This is a genomic window from Mucilaginibacter paludis DSM 18603 (assembly GCF_000166195.2).
GTDB classification, from domain to species: Bacteria; Bacteroidota; Bacteroidia; order Sphingobacteriales; family Sphingobacteriaceae; genus Mucilaginibacter; species Mucilaginibacter paludis.
In genome coordinates this window covers 7,983,645-8,001,983 of the sequence record NZ_CM001403.1, presented here as the reverse complement: position 1 = coordinate 8,001,983, position 18,339 = coordinate 7,983,645, and the positions used below count along the sequence as shown (strand labels likewise).

15 protein-coding genes are annotated in these 18,339 nt (G+C 43.4%); 11 read left to right on the top strand and 4 right to left on the bottom strand.

Annotated features, from left to right (window positions below; all coding sequences use genetic code 11):
- Nucleotides 1–73: 73 nt before the first annotated feature.
- The 3 genes from MUCPA_RS33770 (at nt 74) to MUCPA_RS33760 (ending at nt 3,984) form a co-directional block, all read left to right on the top strand.
- Nucleotides 74–2,557, top strand: coding sequence for a glycoside hydrolase family 95 protein (locus MUCPA_RS33770; protein WP_008512893.1), 2,484 nt, complete (start codon nt 74–76; stop codon nt 2,555–2,557).
- Between the two features lie 84 nt (nt 2,558–2,641).
- Nucleotides 2,642–3,163 carry a helix-turn-helix domain-containing protein gene (locus MUCPA_RS33765; protein WP_008503751.1) on the top strand — a complete coding sequence of 174 codons (522 nt, stop codon included), beginning with the start codon at nt 2,642–2,644 and terminating at the stop codon, nt 3,161–3,163.
- Nucleotides 3,085–3,984: an IS3 family transposase gene (locus MUCPA_RS33760; protein ID WP_157544057.1), complete on the top strand. Its 900-nt coding sequence runs from the start codon at nt 3,085–3,087 to the stop codon at nt 3,982–3,984. Before MUCPA_RS33765 ends, MUCPA_RS33760 begins: the two co-directional genes overlap by 79 nt.
- Before the next feature lie 64 nt (nt 3,985–4,048).
- Here the strand turns inward: MUCPA_RS33760 and MUCPA_RS33755 are convergent, their stop codons facing one another.
- The 3 genes from MUCPA_RS33755 to MUCPA_RS38500 form a co-directional block, all read right to left on the bottom strand.
- Nucleotides 4,049–4,819: an SDR family NAD(P)-dependent oxidoreductase gene (locus tag MUCPA_RS33755; protein ID WP_008512891.1), complete on the bottom strand. Its 771-nt coding sequence runs from the start codon at nt 4,817–4,819 to the stop codon at nt 4,049–4,051.
- 116 nt (nt 4,820–4,935) lie between these two features.
- The gene (locus MUCPA_RS33750; protein ID WP_008512889.1) at nt 4,936–7,542 is read right to left on the bottom strand and encodes an MGH1-like glycoside hydrolase domain-containing protein; all 2,607 of its coding nucleotides are present in this window, start codon (nt 7,540–7,542) and stop codon (nt 4,936–4,938) included.
- Nucleotides 7,543–7,807: 265 nt separating this feature from the next.
- On the bottom strand, nt 7,808–8,053 hold the full coding sequence (locus MUCPA_RS38500) for a hypothetical protein (protein WP_169316218.1): 246 nt from the start codon (nt 8,051–8,053) through the stop codon (nt 7,808–7,810).
- A 165-nt stretch (nt 8,054–8,218) separates the two neighbouring features.
- On the opposite strand from MUCPA_RS38500, the gene MUCPA_RS33745 reads away from it, so the two are divergent.
- Together MUCPA_RS33745 and MUCPA_RS33740 are read left to right on the top strand one after the other, a co-directional pair.
- The gene (locus MUCPA_RS33745; RefSeq protein WP_008512887.1) at nt 8,219–9,100 is read left to right on the top strand and encodes an alpha/beta hydrolase family esterase; all 882 of its coding nucleotides are present in this window, start codon (nt 8,219–8,221) and stop codon (nt 9,098–9,100) included.
- Nucleotides 9,101–9,272: 172 nt separating this feature from the next.
- Nucleotides 9,273–10,409, top strand: coding sequence for a BamA/TamA family outer membrane protein (locus tag MUCPA_RS33740; protein ID WP_008512885.1), 1,137 nt, complete (start codon nt 9,273–9,275; stop codon nt 10,407–10,409).
- Nucleotides 10,410–10,615: 206 nt separating this feature from the next.
- On the opposite strand, the gene MUCPA_RS33735 is transcribed toward MUCPA_RS33740, so the two are convergent.
- Complete coding sequence (locus tag MUCPA_RS33735; protein ID WP_008512884.1) at nt 10,616–11,236, bottom strand: O-methyltransferase; 621 nt, start codon at nt 11,234–11,236, stop codon at nt 10,616–10,618.
- A gap of 63 nt (nt 11,237–11,299) precedes the next feature.
- Here MUCPA_RS33735 and MUCPA_RS33730 point away from each other — a divergent pair, with 63 nt between their 5' ends.
- The 6 genes from MUCPA_RS33730 (at nt 11,300) to MUCPA_RS33705 (ending at nt 18,281) form a co-directional block, all read left to right on the top strand.
- Nucleotides 11,300–12,169 (top strand): transglutaminase-like domain-containing protein, encoded by an 870-nt coding sequence (locus MUCPA_RS33730; RefSeq protein WP_008512882.1) that lies wholly within the window; start codon nt 11,300–11,302, stop codon nt 12,167–12,169.
- 150 nt (nt 12,170–12,319) lie between these two features.
- Nucleotides 12,320–13,603, top strand: coding sequence for a phenylacetate--CoA ligase family protein (locus MUCPA_RS33725; RefSeq protein WP_217220372.1), 1,284 nt, complete (start codon nt 12,320–12,322; stop codon nt 13,601–13,603).
- 142 nt (nt 13,604–13,745) lie between these two features.
- Entirely contained in the window at nt 13,746–15,293 is a 1,548-nt protein-coding gene (locus MUCPA_RS33720; RefSeq protein ID WP_008512880.1) for an HAL/PAL/TAL family ammonia-lyase, read from the top strand.
- A 10-nt stretch (nt 15,294–15,303) separates the two neighbouring features.
- Nucleotides 15,304–16,032 (top strand): 3-oxoacyl-ACP reductase FabG, encoded by a 729-nt coding sequence (fabG, locus tag MUCPA_RS33715; RefSeq protein WP_008512879.1) that lies wholly within the window; start codon nt 15,304–15,306, stop codon nt 16,030–16,032.
- A 711-nt stretch (nt 16,033–16,743) separates the two neighbouring features.
- The gene (locus tag MUCPA_RS33710) at nt 16,744–17,157 is read left to right on the top strand and encodes a beta-hydroxyacyl-ACP dehydratase (RefSeq protein ID WP_008512878.1); all 414 of its coding nucleotides are present in this window, start codon (nt 16,744–16,746) and stop codon (nt 17,155–17,157) included.
- A complete protein-coding gene (locus MUCPA_RS33705; protein WP_008512870.1) occupies nt 17,157–18,281 on the top strand; it encodes a beta-ketoacyl-[acyl-carrier-protein] synthase family protein in 1,125 nt (374 codons plus the stop codon). The genes MUCPA_RS33710 and MUCPA_RS33705 overlap by 1 nt, the downstream gene beginning before the upstream one ends.
- Nucleotides 18,282–18,339: the final 58 nt, after the last annotated feature.

The window sequence follows — 18,339 nt, the reverse complement described above, 5'->3', positions numbered from 1 at the left end:
TAAGTTTAAACAATAGCGATGGTGAGTATTTCGAAATATATTTGTTATTTAACGGTTTACTAAACTCTAAATAATGATGCCCATAAAGTATAAGCTAATAATGGCCTTTGCCGTTTTATCCTTTTCTTCTTTTGCTCAAAACAGCAGTAAATTATGGTATAGCCATCCGGCTAAAGTATGGACAGAAGCTTTGCCACTGGGAAACGGGCGTTTAGGTGCCATGATATTCGGCCGCGTTGACCAAGAGCTGATCCAACTCAATGAAGGTACATTATGGTCTGGCGGCCCGGTGAAACATAATGTTAACCCAGATGCATACAGCTATTTGCTACAAACGCGTGAGGCATTGCTGAAAGAGGAAAACTACGTAAAGGCTGCTGCGCTTGCCCGTAAAATGCAGGGTGTTTATTCAGAATCTTTTGAGCCCCTGGGGGATGTGATGATCAGCCAGAAGTTTAAGGAGGCTTCGCCTTCAGCATATTACCGAGATCTGGATATTAGCGATGCTGTTTCAACAACAAGGTTTACTATAGATGGTACGCAATTTACCCGCCAGATGTTTATTTCGGCACCCGACCAGGTGATTGTAATACGCCTTAAGGCCAGTAAGCCCGGTCAGTTAAATTTTAAAGTATCCACTAAAAGTCAGCTTAAATTTGGAAACTCGGTGATCAACGGAAGCCAAATAGCCATGCTGGGCCATGCGCCTCTGCATGCCGATCCAAGCTATGTCAATTATAATAAAACACCTGTTATTTACCAGGATTCAACAGGAAAACAAGGTATGCGCTATGCCCTTTTGTTGAAGGCAGTGGGTAATGGCACCATAACTACCGACACAAGCGGCTTATCGGTAAAAAACGGATCGGATATTATTTTGTTCCTTTCTGCTGCTACAAGCTTTAACGGCTTTGATAAATCGCCAGACAAGGATGGGCAAGATGAGGTTAGAATAGCGACACAATACTTGAATACTGCTTTGAAAAAAGACTGGCAATCACTTTTCGATGCACATTTAGCAGATTATCATCGCTATTATAACCGGGTAACCTTTAACCTTGCCGCTCCTAAAGATAATACCAATGCCTTACTGCCCACCGATGAGCGTTTAATAGGCTATACCCGGGGAACGAAAGATCCGGCGCTCGAGACATTATATTATAATTATGGCAGATATTTGCTCATATCGTGCTCAAGGCCTGGTGGCGCAGCTGCCAATTTACAAGGCATCTGGAACAATATTGTACGCCCACCATGGAGCTCCAATTTTACCACCAACATCAATACCCAAATGAATTATTGGCCATCAGAAATGACCAATTTATCCGAACTTAATGAGCCTTTATTTGAGCAAATTAAACATTTGGCCGTAACGGGTAAGGCCACGGCAAAAGAGTTTTATCATGCTGAAGGATGGGCCGTGCACCATAACAGTGATATATGGGCGCTGTCAAACCCGGTGGGTGATAAGCGCGGGGACCCCAAATGGGCCAATTGGTCGATGGGCTCGCCCTGGCTGAGCCAGCATTTGTGGACACACTACCAGTTTACCGGCGACAAGCTGTTTTTAAAAGATACCGCATACCCGTTAATGAAAGGGGCCGCGCAGTTTTGTTTAAGCTGGCTGGTTGAAAATAAAGATGGCCTGTTAGTTACCGCGCCATCCGTATCGCCCGAGAATGATTTTATCGACGATAGGGGACATGAAGGTAGTGTATCGATAGCTACCACGATGGATATGTCGATCATTTGGGATTTGTTTACCAACGTGATAGAAGCCTGCAATGTGCTGAATACGGATCGGGATTTTCGGGACCTGATTATCGCCAAAAGAGCTAAGTTATTTCCGCTGCATATCGGAAAAAAAGGAAACCTGCAGGAGTGGTATAAGGATTGGGAAGACGTTGACCCGCATCACCGGCATGTTTCTCATTTATTTGGCTTACACCCCGGCCGTGAAATATCACCCTTAACCACCCCCGATTTTGCCGAGGCGGCAAAAAAAACTTTGGAACTGCGTGGAGACGAAGGAACAGGGTGGAGCCTGGCATGGAAAATCAATTTCTGGGCCCGGCTGCTGGATGGCAATCATGCGTACGGCCTTATTCGCGATCTTTTGCGTGCGGCAGGTGCTAAAATCGATCCGTCTGCTTCCGGAAAACCCGGGAATGGATCCGGCGCCTATCCCAATTTATTTGACGCGCATCCACCTTTCCAGATCGACGGCAACTTTGGCGGTGTTGCCGGTATGACCGAACTATTGCTCCAAAGCCAAATGAGCGAGATCGACTTGTTGCCTGCTCTTCCGGATGAGTGGGCGTCGGGCTCCATCCTGGGCTTGAAAGCACGCGGTAATTTTGAGGTGGCTATCATTTGGAAGGATCATCGTTTAGTGTCATCCACTATCAAATCCGTTGTTGGTGGTGAATGTAAGATACGGACTTTGGTACCCGTCAAGGTTTCAGGCCTAACTATTAAATCTCAAAAAAGCACTATAGGTTACTTAACCAGCTTTCCATCAGTAAAGGGAAAAACTTACCAGATTTTGCCGATATAGGTTGGCAGTAAGAAAATAAGAGGCCGCGTCATCAATTGAAGTGAACCCCAAAAGTTAGACAAAAACTTTTGGGGTTTATTATTTATGTCAAAGCACACATTTGAAGAGAAACTTGATGTAGTTTCTCAAGTAAGAAAGGGAAAGCCGATTCTACGGATATCCCGCGAACGCCATATCCGTGAAGGCATGATATTGGAATGGGTTCGGAAATATGATCTTTATGGCGAAAGTGGGCTGCTCAAACAACCTAACGTCAAGCCCACGCCTGATTTCAAAGAAGAAGTTGTAAGGCTTGTCATAGAAAAAAAAGTACCTTTAAATCAGGTTGTTCTGGAATATAGATTAAGCAAGACTGCTTTAGAGCGCTGGGTAAGATCAGTACGGGTTGAGGGATATGCAGTACTATACCAGCAAAAGAATCCTGGACGACCACCTAAATGCATGGGAAGATCAAAGAAGCTTGAACCTGAAACAGAAGTAGAGAAGCTCCAGGCGGAAAATAGCCGTTTGCGGGCGGAGAACGCACTATTAAAAAAAGTCACGGCCTTAGTCAAGGAAAAAGAAGCCCGCGAACGCATGAGTGGGCAAAAGCCATCGAAGAACTAAGGCCCGAACATGATGTTTCAATTCTATTGGATTGCAAACAGATGGCTCGTTCTGTATTTTATTATCATCGCAAGCGCCTAAATGATGATAAATACAAGCATGAAAAAGAAGAGATCGCAAGTATATACCACTTGCATAAAGGCAGATATGGTTATCGGCGGGTCACCGCCGAAATGAAGAACCGGGGTTATAGCATAAATCACAAGACTGTCCAAAAATTGATGGGAACATTAGGCCTAAAATGCAATATCAGGAAAGTAAGTTATCGCTCATACAAAGGTGAGGTTGGTAAAATTGCCCCTAATGTACTTGAAAGGGATTTTGAGGCAAATCTGCCTAATCAGAAATGGGCTACGGATGTCACTCAGATGAACATTAAAGGGGAGAAGATCTATTTATCTCCTATAATTGACATGTTCAACGGGGAAGTCATTTCTTATAGTATTTCAAAATCTCCAAATATGCAGATGATAGATGAAATGTTATATGAGGCTTTTGATAAAGTGAAAGATATAAGGGGACTTATTTTTCACTCTGACCAAGGGTGGCAATATCAACATTATGGATATAGAAAGGCTTTGGAAAAACATGGAATTATTCAAAGCATGTCCAGAAAGGGAAACTGCTTGGATAATGCCTTGGCCGAAAGCTTCTTTGGGATCTTAAAGACAGAATTACTGTACAAACAGAGCTTTGAAACTGCGGAAGAATTTATAACTTCGTTAAAAGAATACATTCATTACTATAACAATGAAAGAATAAAAAACAGGTTAAATGGAAAGAGCCCGGTGGAATACCGAGCTCTCGTACAAAAAACTTAATTTTGTAAACTGTCCAACTTTTTGGGGTCACACCAAATCATGAGCGGCCTCTTTTTGTTATAAGCTATTGTTCTTCGTAGTGGTAAGTTAAGCCACCATCCACAAAATAGGTTGATCCGGTAACGTACTCAGCATCGGCCGAGGCCAGGAAAGCCACTACCGCGGCTACATCTTCTGGCTTGCCTAATTTTTTCATTGGGATGTTTTTCAAAACTTTTTCAAGCAACTCCGCATTTTCAATTAAAGCGTGGTTAATGGGAGTGGAGATAGCGCCTGGTGCCACGTTGTTGATACGCACATTAAATGGTGCCAGCTCGGTAGCCAGGTTGCGGGTAAGCATTTTTAATCCACCTTTGCTGGCGCAGTAAGCCGCAAAATGCGGAAATATAATTTCTTCGTGTACCGAACTCATATTAACTACAACACCTGGCTTGTTATAGCTTACGCAATATTTTACAAACGCCTGGATACCAAAAAATATGCCTTTCAGGTTTGTGTCCATCACAAAGTCGTATTCGTCTTCGGTTACGTCCAAAAAATTATGATTTTTTTCAACCCCGGCATTATTAACCAGGATGTCAATGCTACCATATACTTTAATGGCATCGTTAACCAGATTAACCACATTTTGGGTCGCGCTAACATCTGCGGCAACAAAAGTGGCGCGCCTGCCCATGGCTGTAATCTGGCTAATGAGGCCCTCGGCCCTTTCGTCAAACTTTCGTCCGTTTAAAATAATGTCTGCACCTTCGCTCGCTAATCTAACCGCACAAGCGGCGCCTATACCTTGTGTGCTCCCGGTAACTAATGCAATTTTGTTTTCAAAACGATTCATAAGGTGATTTAGATGTGATGATTAATATTTGATCCTATAATTTTTATGTTTTTACTCTCATGGGTTATAATGCCAATCAGCAGATAAAGTTTATCATTAAAGCATTTTTAACATTATTACAATAATGAAACTAAGCCTGTCCAGCCGGTTTGGTGACTGGCACCTAATCCCTTACCTGTATTGCCATTAAAGTATTCGTGGTAAAGTATATAGTCTTTAAAATGCGGATCGTGGTTTAATTTGGGGTGGCCACCAAATACCGGGCGCTCGCCATTTTCATTTTTTAAAAATATGCTTTTTAACCGCTTGCTCAGCAAGGCAGCTATTTCGGCTAAAGAGTGGTATTGGTTGGATCCTGTTGGATATTCAACTCTGAACTCATTGCCGTAATAATTATGAAAGCGGTATAAAGATTGAATAATCAGGTAATTTACAGGCATCCAGATGGGGCCGCGCCAATTACTGTTGCCGCCAAACATGCCGGTTTCGCTCTCGGCGGCATTATACCTCACAGAAAAATCTGTCCCGTTAAGGTAATATTCAAAAGGTTGCTCTTCGTACACCTTTGATATGGAGCGTACGCCGTAATCGGATAAAAACTCGTTAGGGTCAAGCATGCGGCGCAGAAGCAATTTCATACGGTGGCCGCGTAATAACGATAATAAATGCTGTTCGCTACCGCTGGTGCCTTTCCAATAGCTTACCAGTTTTACCAGGTCGGGCCGTTGTTGCATAAACCAATCCAGGTGAGCTTTAAGTTTCGGTAACTTTTTCCAGCGTTCATCGTCAAAAACGTTAACTGCAAAAAGCGGGATCAGGCCCACAAGCGTACGCACACGCAAACGGTCATAGCTGCCATCTGGCTTGCGCAACAAATCATAATAAAAACCGTCCTGTTCGTCCCAAAGCCCCCACGAGTCTTCGCCCATGTTGGCAATAGAGCCGGCTATAAACAAAAAGTGCTCTACAAATTTAATGGCCATGTTTTCGTAAACCTCATTATACATGGTCAATTCGCTGCTGATGTGCAGCATATTGAGGGCATACATAGCCATCCAACTGGTACCATCGGCCTGCTCTAAGAAGCCGCCTCCGGGCACAGGAGCACTACGGTTAAATACGCCAATATTGTCCAGCCCTAAAAAGCCGCCTTCAAAAATATTGTTTCCTTCGCTATCCTTTTGGTTAACCCACCAAGTAAAATTGAGCAGTAGTTTATGAAAAACATCTTCCAGAAAAAGCAGATCGCCTTTGCCCTTGGCCTTTTTATCCAGCTCATATACATCCCAGGCGGCCAGCGCATGTACCGGTGGATTAACATCATTAAAATCCCACTCATAGGCCGGCAACTGCCCACTCGGATGGATGTAGTTGGCACTTACCAACAGGCTGAGTTGCTGTTTGGCAAAGTCGGGATCAATAGGCGCCATTGCCAAACAATGAAAGGCCAGATCCCAGGCCGCAAACCAGGGGTATTCCCATTTATCAGGCATTGATATGATATTGCCGGCTACAAAATGTTTCCAACGGTGGTTTCGCCCACGCCGGTGACCGTCGGGCGGCGCTGGCAATCCGGGATCGCCCTCCAGCCATCGGTTTACATCATATAAAAAGAACTGCTTACTCCAGAGCATACCCGCCCAGGCCTGGCGCTGAACAAGGTGCTCATCTTCATCAGATAAAGAGCCATGCTTCTCAGCATAAAATTCATCTGCCTCAGCTTTTCGCTGGTTAAATACCTCGTCAAAATTCACAAAAGGAGTGGCTTGGCGGTTTTTACTCAGCCTTAACTTTACTGTTGTACTGGTTTGCGCAGGCACATTCAACTTATACCAAACAGCTGTTTTGGTACCCTCGTGTTGCGGATTTACTGCGGAGCAATCGCCATTGACAACCCGGTTATGAATACCGTCTTTAACAAAGGGGCTACTGTTTTGTGCCTGGTACAGACGCTGGTTGTTGGTTTCGTTCTCTGTAAATAAAAATTCGGCTTCACCATCGGCATAACAGTAATAGTCTCCCAAAGCTGCCGAACGCATCAACACCGTGTTGTGGCCCTGGTATAACATCTGCGGTTTTGCGGTACCATCGCCTAAGCCCCAGGTTTTTCTGTACCATAACTGTGGCAACAGGTGTAAAACTGCGTCGTTAACACCACGGTTGCAAACGGTGTATTGTATCAATAAATCGTCAGCCGTGTTTTTGGCGTATTCAATAAAAACATCAAAGTAGCTATTGTCATCAAATAAGCCGGTATCTATTAACTCAAATTCGGGGTCCAATTTTCCACGGCGCTGGTTTTCCTCAACAAGATCCTGATAGGGATAAGCTTTTTGGGTGTACTTGTAAAGCATTTTCAGGTAGGTATGCATAGGCGTGTTATCGATGTAGTAATACAACTCCTTTACATCCTCGCCATGGTTGCCCTGCGAGTTGGTTAGCCCAAAAAGCCTTTCCTTTAATATCGGATCCTTTCCATTCCAAAGGGCAAGGCCCAGGCATAAATTCTGCTGGTCGTCGCTGATGCCGCCAATACCTTCTTCTCCCCAGCGATAGGCCTTGCTTCGAGCCATGTCATGGGTAATATAGTTCCATGCATCGCCATTTGCACTATAATCTTCTCGTACAGTGCCCCATTGGCGCTCAGAAAGGTATGGCCCCCATTTTAACCAGTCGGCTTTTTGAGCGTAATGCTCCTCAATTCGGTTTTGTTCGGCAGTCATGTTCTAAATAGAATGGTGTAGATGGATATATGAGTAACTAAACTAAGATTTATATATCAATAATAAGCCGTAAACTGGTTTTCAAAACAAGATTAATGTTATTTTAATGGTACCATCTGGTACTAACTTTTTCAAAACAGTTGCGGCTTCCTGTTAAATACGTCATAAAAAGCAATATCGTACATTCGTGGCCATGTATGTTTTTTTATAAACACAAACGCCGGCTATTAACCGGCGTTGTGTTTACAAAATCTGAAAAATTTATTTAACGATGGTGTACCACCGTGTGATGATAAGTTCTGTGGTGGCGAACCGCCCTATGTCGTCTTACCGTACGGTGCCTGAATGGTGACTTGGGTGGAGGTGGCCTTCTCAGATGAAGATTTAAATGAGGACGTGGAGGTGCTCCGGGAGGTCCGGGTGGATGCGGCGGTAAATGGATCTGAGCGTTAGCGCTGCTAAATGCAAATGCCATAAGCGCAGCCAGCATAAATAATCTAATAGCTTTCATTGTATCGGGTTTAATTAGTTGCCTATTCAATTAAATTGAACAGGCACACTGTACTATAACTCCAAATAGTTCATAAGGTTTAAAAATATCTTATTAATGTTATTTTGCTAACTATCTAAAACCAGAAATGTATTTACACAGTATATAGTGATGTTAATCAATTTTATGAAATTTATTTATTGCCTGTTATTGCTTAGTTTCAGCACGTTTGCTATGGCGCAAAATCCGTTAAAAAAAGAGAAGATCAGCATCAATAATATTGAGCGCGATTTTACTACTTACTTACCAACTGCATTTAATGACCAGCATCACTTACCTGTTGTTATCGCACTGCATGGCGCATTGGCCAGCCCAAAGGGAATGTTTCGTCTGGCTGATTTTAGGCCCATTGCAGATAAAGAAAAATTTATTGTAGTATGCCCGGCTTCAAAACACGGCTGGCAAGACAGTAGAGATGTTAATGAAATTGATGATGTGAAGTTTATTGACCAGCTGATTACTTACCTGGTTGATACCTACCATGCCGATGCCAACCGTATTTATCTGACCGGTATATCAAAAGGGGGCTTTCTGGTATCGCGTTTATCCTGCCAACTAAGTAATAAAATAGCAGCAGTGGCCATTGTTTCGGCGACGCTCGACTCCAATGAGGGGTATCAACCTGTAAATCCTTTACCCATTATGTTTATCCATGGCAGCAAAGATCATATCGTATCTTACAATGGCGGAAAAATGTTTGGCCGCAAAATATATTCGCACCAGCAAATTATAAAAAAATGGGTCGATCTGGATCAGTGTAACCCAAAGCCGCAGGTTACTCAAATACCTGATACTGCCAACGACGGAACCAGTATCGTTAAGGAAGAGTACACTAATCACAAAAACGGTTTAAAAGTAATTGGTTATACAGTTAATAATGGCGGGCATACCTGGCCGGGTGGATGGCAATATTTACCCGCTTTTATTGTAGGCAAAACCACGATGAATTTAAATGCCTGCCAAACCATCTGGGACTTTTTTAAACCTTATCAATTAAACAGTCTTTAATCTTCGCTATTGCCTACACTTTTGCTATATGTTGGTGATGGCTTTCCACCGCTTTGGTTATCTTTGGGCGCAGATAATCTAAACGCCGTACAACGATGAGATGTTACAAAAGCCTTTTTTGCTGACCGTGACAAGCAACGAGAGCATTGTAGGTTATTGCAGCTAAATAGCTATGAAAAAAATCCTCTGCCTTGTACTATTACTATCCGGCGCCAATGCTGTAAATGCCCAGTCGAGGCTTTTTCCTAAATTTATCCGCAGATTAATTTTTGAGAAAGACAGCAGTCGACGAAGCAGTTTTATACCCTTGCCTGTTTTAAGTTCGGCCCCCGAAACGGGTATAGAAGCCGGCTTATCCGGATTATATTCTTTTTATACCGATACTGCCGACCGTAATACGCGCGTATCAAATGTTTTTGTTTATGGCACCCTCACTACCAAAGGGCAAAGCAGGGTAAACATCAGCACCAGCTACTGGCTGCCTAAAAATGCTTTTCATTTTACCGCTGGTGTAGGGTATATTAACTTCCCTACCAATTTTTATGGTATCGGTAGCTCAACCCGTAAAGCAGACGCCGAACGTATTGAACAAAAGCGACTGAGAATTACGCTCACTGGCGAAAAGCAATTCGGTAAAAATATTTATCTGGGTTTTGTTTCCGGCGCTTATAATTACCAATTTAAGGGCGCTGACAAGTCTGGGATATTTGAAACGGACCCCGCTGTAGAAAACCCCGGCGGTGGGGCCTACGTGTATTTGGGCCCCAGTTTTATTTTCGATAATCGCAATAACAATACTTATACTACAAGCGGTATCTTGCTAACCAGCAACTACAGTTTTAACAAGGGTATGATGAGTAATAATAACTATAGTGGCGGTGTGTTTTCTATCGAGTATAGCCAGTACTTCAGCCTAAGCAAGCACCTGGTTTTAGGTCTGGATGTTTATGACAATAGCCTTGTGGGATCACAATCTCCTTTTTACCTGATGCCTGCCTTAGGATCGGACGAATTGATGCGGGGTTATTACAACGGACGTTATCGCGATCGTAACTATACCGCCGGACAGTTTGAATTGCGCTACCGTATTAACGACCGATTTGGCGTAGTAGGTTTTGCAGGTACAGGTACGGTATATCATTCAACTTTAGATCTGAACCAACTCAAGCCCAATTACGGTGGGGGCTTTCGCTACTTTTTCGACGTAGAGAAAGGACTTAGTGTAAGGCTGGATTACGGAATAGGCGAAAAAAGGCCGGGAGAGGAGCGGCAAAGCGGGTTTTATATAGGGTTAGGAGAGGCTTTTTAAATGTGCGGATGTGCAAATGAGTAAATGTGCAGATAGTGATGCCGGATGTGGAATGAGTGAATTTGCCAATGGATGAAGGTGTTAGTGTACGGATGATTAGATGTGCAAAATGTTTGAGGGCGCATTAATTTTGTATGCTGGTGTTTAAAATGCGTGGTGGGAATAAACCAGTGTATAAATTATGGCCTAAAATATTGATGATTGACCTAAAACTTCAACTTGAAATGTTCTTTGGCCATGCCTTCTCTAAAAAAAACCAGTTGCAGCCAAAATAAATCAACCGTAGCTGTAACGCTATAATGTTGCTTAACGTGCTGCCAGTTTTGTTTAGCCAAAGGCGAACCATAAATATTGCAGATCACCAATAAACTGTCCGGTCCCATTTTGGGTAGTAACAGTTCAAAACAATTGAACAAGTCGGCCGGAGAATAGTAATTGATGAAGGCGAAATCAACCGTTCCGAGTTTTGCGGTGGCGTGGCGTAGCGAGCCATCATGCTCCAGGCTTATCAATTGAGCAGATGGCGCTGCTTTGCTCAGGTAACGCTTGCTAATGCCCATACCTGTGCCTATTTCAACCACATTGTGTGGTTGAAAATGCCTGGCCAGGCGGTAAAGCAACTGATCTACCTTACGGGTATTGCCCCGCCTGCGACTATTTGGCAGCAATCTACTCTTTTTGTCCTCAATTTCATCATAAACGGGAGTGGCACGAAAATCGTAAATAACTTCGTCAAGCAGCCGGTAAACAAAAGGCGAATGCAGTCCATGCCGGTTTTTGGCGGTGATGCGGTGCTTCAGGTAATCCTTAATAAAGCTGATAGTCATGTCTGCAAATTTAGGTATCGCTTGTAATAATAAACAAAGGTTAGTATTTTAGTGGTAATTAATATGATTAACAACACCGAAATTATTTCGTTGATAAAATTATTGGATGATCCCGATAAGGAGATTTTTGACCATGTGCATGATAAGCTGCTGAGTTATGGTAGTGATGTAGTGGAACAACTGGAGTTTGCCTTCAGTGAAGCTTTCGACGCCATTCAGCAGGAGCGGATAGCCAACCTGGTGCACGAAATTCAGTTCCGCGATTTAAAAAACGAACTCAACCTGTGGTATCATGGTGGTGCTTTCGATCTTTTGCAGGGGGCACTCATTGTTAACAAATACCAGTACCCCGACCTGGATGAGCAAAAGGTGATCAATTATATCGAATCCATCAAACGCGAAATATGGTTGCAAATGATGAACGATGCCAGCCCTGCAGAGCAGGTAAAATTGATTAACCACGTTTTTTATAATATTTACGGTTTCAGCGGTAATACTGCCAATCACCAGGATCCGCAAAATTCGTACCTGAGCCAGGTTGTTGAAACGCATCGTGGCAACCAGATTTCGCTGGCCATCATTTACTCCATCATCGCCCAAAAGCTGGATATCCCTATCTACGGTATCAATTTGCCACAACATTTTATACTGGCTTATATTGATGAGTCACAACAAAGCGATACTGAAAATGGCGTGCTGTTTTACATCAATACGTTTAGTAAGGGTTTTATTTTTGGCCGCAGGGATGTTGACCACTTTTTAAAGCAACTCAACCTGAAGCCTGAACGGCACTTTTACGAACCATGCAGTAACGTCGATATAATTAAACGTGTGTTGCGCAATTTGATTAGCGCCTACGAAAAAACCAATGCCGAAGATAAAGTGACCGAATTATACGAACTGCTTCATATTTTAGATGAAGAAGTAGCCTAAATGATGTGATAAATTGGCCTTAAATAAACAACGGCTTAGCATAGTTTGCTGTAACATCCCATCTCACTGTTGCTATTAACCTGTAGCGCCATGATTTTATTTACCTCACCTTAAAACAATTGCACCCACGATTATATTTAGAGAATGATTATGAATCAAGGAACAGCTTTTCCGACTACTGATAACTTCGTGCAAATTAAAAAGCTAAAGGAATTGCTGGCCTATCTCAACGAAAAATCGCCCTTTTACAGGCAACTTTTTGATGATAACCAGGTTGATATCACAAAAATTCAATCGCTCGAAGATTTAGCGGCATTACCCATTACTACGAAGGAGGATCTGCAACAGCGTAATGACGGTTTTTTATGCGTTAGCCGCGATGAGGTGATTGAATATGCCTCAACATCAGGAACCTTGGGTAGCCCGGTTACCATAGCGCTAACAAACAACGACCTGAATAGGCTGGCTGTTAACGAATACAATTCTTTTTTGTGTGCCGATGGTTCGTCAAGCGATATTTATCAGCTGATGCTCACGCTCGACAGGCAATTTATGGCAGGAATAGCCTATTATTCGGGTTTGCGCAAAATGGGTGCGGGAATCATCCGTTTGGGGCCCGGCGTTCCATCACTGCAATGGGAAACCATTCAACGACTTAAGCCCACAGCCATTGTAGCTGTACCATCATTCCTGTTAAAATTAATTCAATATGCGCACGATCATCATATCGATCTTAATCAATCATCGGTAAAAAAAGCGATCTGCATTGGCGAGAATATCCGCAATACCGATTTTTCATACAACATACTTGGCAAAAAAATAACGGATGCCTGGGATATTAAGCTCTATTCAACATACGCCTCTACAGAGATGCAAACCGCCTTTACCGAATGCAGCGAGGGGAACGGAGGGCATTTACAGCCGGATTTGCTGATAGTTGAACTATTGGACGATAACAACCAGCCTGTTGAGCCGTACGTTCCGGGTGAAGTGACTATTACCACGTTAGGAGTGGAGGGCATGCCCTTGTTACGTTATAAAACAGGCGACATTTGTATGTTTTATAATGAGCCCTGCCCATGCGGGCGTACCAGTTTACGGCTGTCGCCAATTATTGGCCGTAAAAAACAAATGATTAAATTTAAGGGCACCACGCTTTACCCGCCGGCGCTTTTTGATTTACTGAACGAGATTGAAGAGGTGCTTGATTATGTAGTGGAAGTTTACTCGAACGAAGTGGGTTTGGATGAAGTATTGCTGCATTTGTTAGCTGCCGACCAAACCGAAGCATCCGACCGTAAAATACGTGCCAATTTGCAGGCTCGCTTACGTGTTAGCCCTGGTATTCATTACATTAGTGTTTCGCAAATACAAAAAATGCAGTTTCCCGAAGCCAGCCGCAAACCTGTAAAGTTTATTGATAACAGAGTTTAATTAATTATTTTAGTGTATTTGTTTGGTACGGTTTATATTTGTTGCTGGTGCTTTGTGTTTAATATTGAATGTTGTGTTTGTTTTAAAAGGCGGCAACAAATTAAATACACCACAGCCATTTTATAAAACTTAGTTTTTGCTTATGATATCTCTTGGACAGCATGTCCTTTCTTTAACCGATTTTTCTGACATTGTTTTCAAAAGAAAATCTGTTGATCTGCCCGAATCAGCTTTAGATAAAGTTGCAATCAATTTTAAATTTCTGCAACAATTTTCGTCCAATAAACTAATCTACGGTATTAATACCGGTTTTGGCCCCATGGCACAATACAAGGTTAGCGAAGATAACTTATTGCAACTGCAATATAACCTGATCCGCAGTCACAGTTCTGGTAACGGTGCGTTGCTGAATCCGCTTTTGGTAAAAGCCTTGATGGTGGCCCGTTTAAACAGCATGATGCAGGCTTACTCTGGCGTACATAACGATGTTGTTGAACTTTTGGCCAAACTGATTAACCAAAATGTAACGCCCTGCATTTACGAACACGGCGGCGTAGGCGCCAGCGGCGATTTGGTGCAACTGGCACATCTGGGTTTGGTGTTGATTGGCGAGGGGGAAGTGATTTATGAAGATGCTATCCACCCAACCAGTGACGTTTTTAACAAGTTAGGTATAAAACCGCTTGCCATACACGTTCGCGAAGGTCTGGCTATTATTAACGGAACTTCGGCCATGACAGGGATAGGCATGGTTAACGTGATCCAGGCGCAAAAACTGCTCGGTTGGGCGGCCATGCTCTCTGCTTTAACCAACGAAGTGGTGGAAGCTTATGACGATCACTTTTCGCACGAACTCAATATTGTAAAACACCATAAAGGGCAAAACAAAGTAGCCGCCATGTTACGCGATATTTTGAAAGATAGTCAAATGATCCGCAACCGGTCGGAACATTTGTACCAAGCCGATAACATTGGCCACGATGTTTTTGAAGATAAAGTGCAGGAGTATTACTCATTGCGTTGCGTAACCCAGGTATTGGGCCCCATATACGATACCATCGTTCAGGCAGAAAATGTTTTGGTAAACGAGTTGAACTCCGTGAACGATAACCCGGTGATTGATCACATCAACCAGAATGTTTTTCACGGCGGCAATTTCCACGGGGATTATGTATCGCTCGAGATGGATAAATTGAAGATCGCTATCACCAAGCTTTCCATGTTATCCGAAAGGCAGCTCAATTATTTGATGAACGATAAGCTGAATAAAAAGTTCCCTCCGTTTTTAAATCTTGGTATTTTGGGTTTAAATTTTGGTATGCAGGGTATGCAGTTTACCGCTACATCAACCGTGGCCGAAAATCAAACCTTATCGTTCCCGATGTATGTACACAGTATCCCTAACAATAACGATAATCAGGATATTGTAAGCATGGGATGCAATGCCGCTTTATTAACCCGGAAGGTAATTGACAATGCCTTTGCCGTTTTGAGTATCCAGCTCATGACGCTCTTGCAGGCTGTTGATTACTTAAACTGCCAATCCAAATTATCCACGCAAACCTTGAGTTTGTATACTGAGATGAGGGCGATATTTCCTAAATTTATTGAAGATCAGCCCAAATATAAAGATCTGGAGAATGTGAAGAATTTCCTTGAAGTAACAGACCCATCGGTTTCATTTAATTGATTGATTTGATATGAAGTGTGCTTTAGTTACAGGTGGATCAAGGGGAATAGGAAGAGCGGTTTGCATCAGGTTAGCCGATATGGGATACCATGTAGTGGTGAATTACAAAAGTAACGAAACAGAGGCCCAGGCCACGCTTTCGCAAATCAACGCAAATGGCGGATCGGGAGAGTTATTGCAATTCGATGTCTCTGATAAAGATCAGATTAAAAATACATTGGGTGGTTGGATATCCGGTAATGCGGATAAACACATTGAAATACTCGTTAACAACGCGGGCATTAAAGATGATAGCCTGATGCTCTGGATGAAGGATGAGCAATGGGACAGCGTAGTAAAAACCAGCCTTGATAGCTTTTTTTATGTTACACGCCTTGTGCTCGAGGATATGCTGCTGCAACGTTATGGACGCGTAATCAACGTGGTTTCGCTTTCAGGTTTAAAAGGTTTACCGGGCCAAACCAACTATTCGGCGGCGAAGGCCGGCGTAATTGGTGCCAGTAAGGCCTTAGCTCAGGAAGTGGGCCGACAAGGCGTAACCGTAAATTGCATAGCGCCGGGATTTATTAAAACCGACATGACCGAAGGCCTGGATGAACGTGAATTGAGAAAACTGATTCCTGTAAACCGTTTCGGCACGAGCGAAGAGGTGGCACACGCCGTGGGCTTTTTAGCATCTGCGGATGCTGCATATATTACCGGGCAGGTGTTGTCTGTTAATGGTGGCTTGTATTCGTAAATGAAGGATGAAGTGACAACAGTATGCCGCTTGTAGAGGCCACCACACGGTGCTTCGACAGGCTCAGCATGACACCCCTTTTTTTGTGCGCAAAAGCTGTCCTGAGTATCCCACCGGGTGCCCGGAAAAAACAGAGATGATGTTTGAAACTCGTGTTTTTTTTGGTGCAGAGGCAAAAGTGCGCAGAGGCCAGACTGCACGCCGGGCCAGGTGTTGGCCTGTGGGCGGAAGGATCGGGCAGTCTTGACTTTTTGGTTACTTTTGTGTCAAGACAAAAGTAACAGCCCTTCACGCGGCGACTGAGCGTGCCGATGTTGTAAATTAGGAATACTGATTATTGGAGTAAAATAGATGCGCTGATATTCAGGTGCTTAAGGAGGTGTCGTTGTGGGTTTCAAGTACTGCTAAGCACGATTGCATAAGAAGTGAGAACAGTATGCCGCTTGTAGAGGCCACCGCACCGTGCTTCGACAGGCTCAGCATGACACCCCTTTTTTGTGCTTGAAGGCTGTCATCCAGATACTTCGTCAGGCTCACTAGTCGAAGGACGTGCGGCATGGCCCTGTACAAGGTGTTTTTGACGATGTGCTGCACGATCTTTGCCTCGTAATGACAAAGTTTAGGCTGCTCTCCACACGAGTTTTTCCGGTGACCCCGGATCAATCCTCGCAATTAGTTTTGGAGAGCGAATTATTAAAATTAAATACAAACATGCTTCAAAAAGATATTCATACCCTCATCCCGCAAAAAATGCCATTTGTTATGGTGGATAGTTTGCTGAGTGTAAGCCAGGATGGAGCACAAACCAATTTCAGGGTGACCGAAGAGAACGTGTTAGTAGAGAACGGTCATTTTACCGAAGCCGGGCTCATGGAAAACATTGCTCAAACTGCCGCGGCCAGGGCAGGGTATACAGCTTTAGCAGAAAACAGGCCTGTTGAGGTTGGCTACATTGGCGCGGTTAAAAATTTAGAAATATTTAATCTGCCGATGATAGGTGACGAATTAATTACCGAAATAAAAATAGAAAACCAAATTTTCGATGTAACCGTAATTTCGGGTAAGGTAATGTGTAAGGATAAAGTGATGGCAATGTGCGAAATGAAAATCTTTATCAATAAATAATGGCAGACGTTTTTGTCGTTTCCGATCATATCTTATCGCCGGTAGGCGATACCACGGCGGATAACTTTGCCCGTTTGAAACAACGTGTTTCGGGTATTAAACAACATTGGGATAAAGCATTGGCTAATGAGCCGTTTTACGGTTCCCTGTTTGCTCAGGATAGATTTAGCCAGTCAACTTATACTCAATTTGAGCAAATGCTGATATCATCAATTGGCGGCGCATTACAAAATACAGGCATCAATCCGGGTGATAGTAACATCGGGCTCATTATCTCATCCACCAAAGGCAACATCAGCTTGCTGGAAACTGAAGTGCATACGCCAGCTTTAAATGACCGTATTGCCTTACATACTTCAGGTAAATTAGTGGGGGGGTACTTCGGCTTCGTCAATCAGCCTATCGTCGTGTCCAATGCCTGCATTTCAGGAATCCTGGGTATGATAACCGCCATGCGGATGATCCGGTCGGGGCAGTATGAAACGGTAATTGTAAGCGGGGCGGATGTGATCTCGAAGTTCGTTTTATCCGGTTTTCAATCCTTCAACGCCATCAGCTCCAAACCCTGCAAACCTTTTGATGCCGAACGGGATGGTATTACGCTTGGCGAGGCAGCGGCAACTATCATCCTGTCATCCAATCCTAAATATGCAAACGGTATCAGGTTGATGGGAGGAGCCACCAGTAACGATGCCAACCATATCTCGGCGCCATCGCGTACGGGTGCCGAATTGAACCAGGCCATTACCTCATCCTTAAATGAAGCTGGCCTCACATCTGCCGACATCAGTTTTATATCTGCACACGGCACGGCAACCGTTTATAACGACGAGATGGAAGCCAAAGCGTTAACCTTAGCCAATTTACAATCAACACCCCTAAATAGCTTAAAGGGCTATTACGGCCATACCTTAGGTGCGGCAGGATTAATAGAATCCATCATTTCCATTGAGTGCTTAAAAGAGAATTTGATTTTACCTACCATCGGTTTTGAACACATAGGCGTACCTACACCCGTAAACGTTTGTAAGGAATTAACATTTGCGCCTTTAAAGCATCTCATTAAAACAGCTTCGGGTTTTGGTGGTTGTAATGGTGCAATTATTTTTAGTAAACCTGATTAATTGATACAATTGCTTACAAAAAATCATATTACCGCCAGTTGCATTATCAGCAATCATC

Bases quoted from the DNA above. Each gene is read 5' to 3' on its own strand.
- MUCPA_RS33770 (WP_008512893.1), top strand. From the start codon at position 74: ATGATGCCCATAAAGTATAAGCTAATAATGGCCTTTGCCGTTTTATCC.
- MUCPA_RS33765 (WP_008503751.1), top strand. From the start codon at position 2,642: ATGTCAAAGCACACATTTGAAGAGAAACTTGATGTAGTTTCTCAAGTA.
- MUCPA_RS33755 (WP_008512891.1), bottom strand. From the start codon at position 4,819: ATGAATCGTTTTGAAAACAAAATTGCATTAGTTACCGGGAGCACACAA.
- MUCPA_RS33750 (WP_008512889.1), bottom strand. From the start codon at position 7,542: ATGACTGCCGAACAAAACCGAATTGAGGAGCATTACGCTCAAAAAGCC.
- MUCPA_RS38500 (WP_169316218.1), bottom strand. From the start codon at position 8,053: ATGAAAGCTATTAGATTATTTATGCTGGCTGCGCTTATGGCATTTGCA.
- MUCPA_RS33745 (WP_008512887.1), top strand. From the start codon at position 8,219: ATGAAATTTATTTATTGCCTGTTATTGCTTAGTTTCAGCACGTTTGCT.
- MUCPA_RS33740 (WP_008512885.1), top strand. From the start codon at position 9,273: ATGAAAAAAATCCTCTGCCTTGTACTATTACTATCCGGCGCCAATGCT.
- MUCPA_RS33735 (WP_008512884.1), bottom strand. From the start codon at position 11,236: ATGACTATCAGCTTTATTAAGGATTACCTGAAGCACCGCATCACCGCC.
- MUCPA_RS33730 (WP_008512882.1), top strand. From the start codon at position 11,300: ATGATTAACAACACCGAAATTATTTCGTTGATAAAATTATTGGATGAT.
- MUCPA_RS33725 (WP_217220372.1), top strand. From the start codon at position 12,320: ATGAATCAAGGAACAGCTTTTCCGACTACTGATAACTTCGTGCAAATT.
- MUCPA_RS33720 (WP_008512880.1), top strand. From the start codon at position 13,746: ATGATATCTCTTGGACAGCATGTCCTTTCTTTAACCGATTTTTCTGAC.
- fabG (WP_008512879.1), top strand. From the start codon at position 15,304: ATGAAGTGTGCTTTAGTTACAGGTGGATCAAGGGGAATAGGAAGAGCG.
- MUCPA_RS33710 (WP_008512878.1), top strand. From the start codon at position 16,744: ATGCTTCAAAAAGATATTCATACCCTCATCCCGCAAAAAATGCCATTT.
- MUCPA_RS33705 (WP_008512870.1), top strand. From the start codon at position 17,157: ATGGCAGACGTTTTTGTCGTTTCCGATCATATCTTATCGCCGGTAGGC.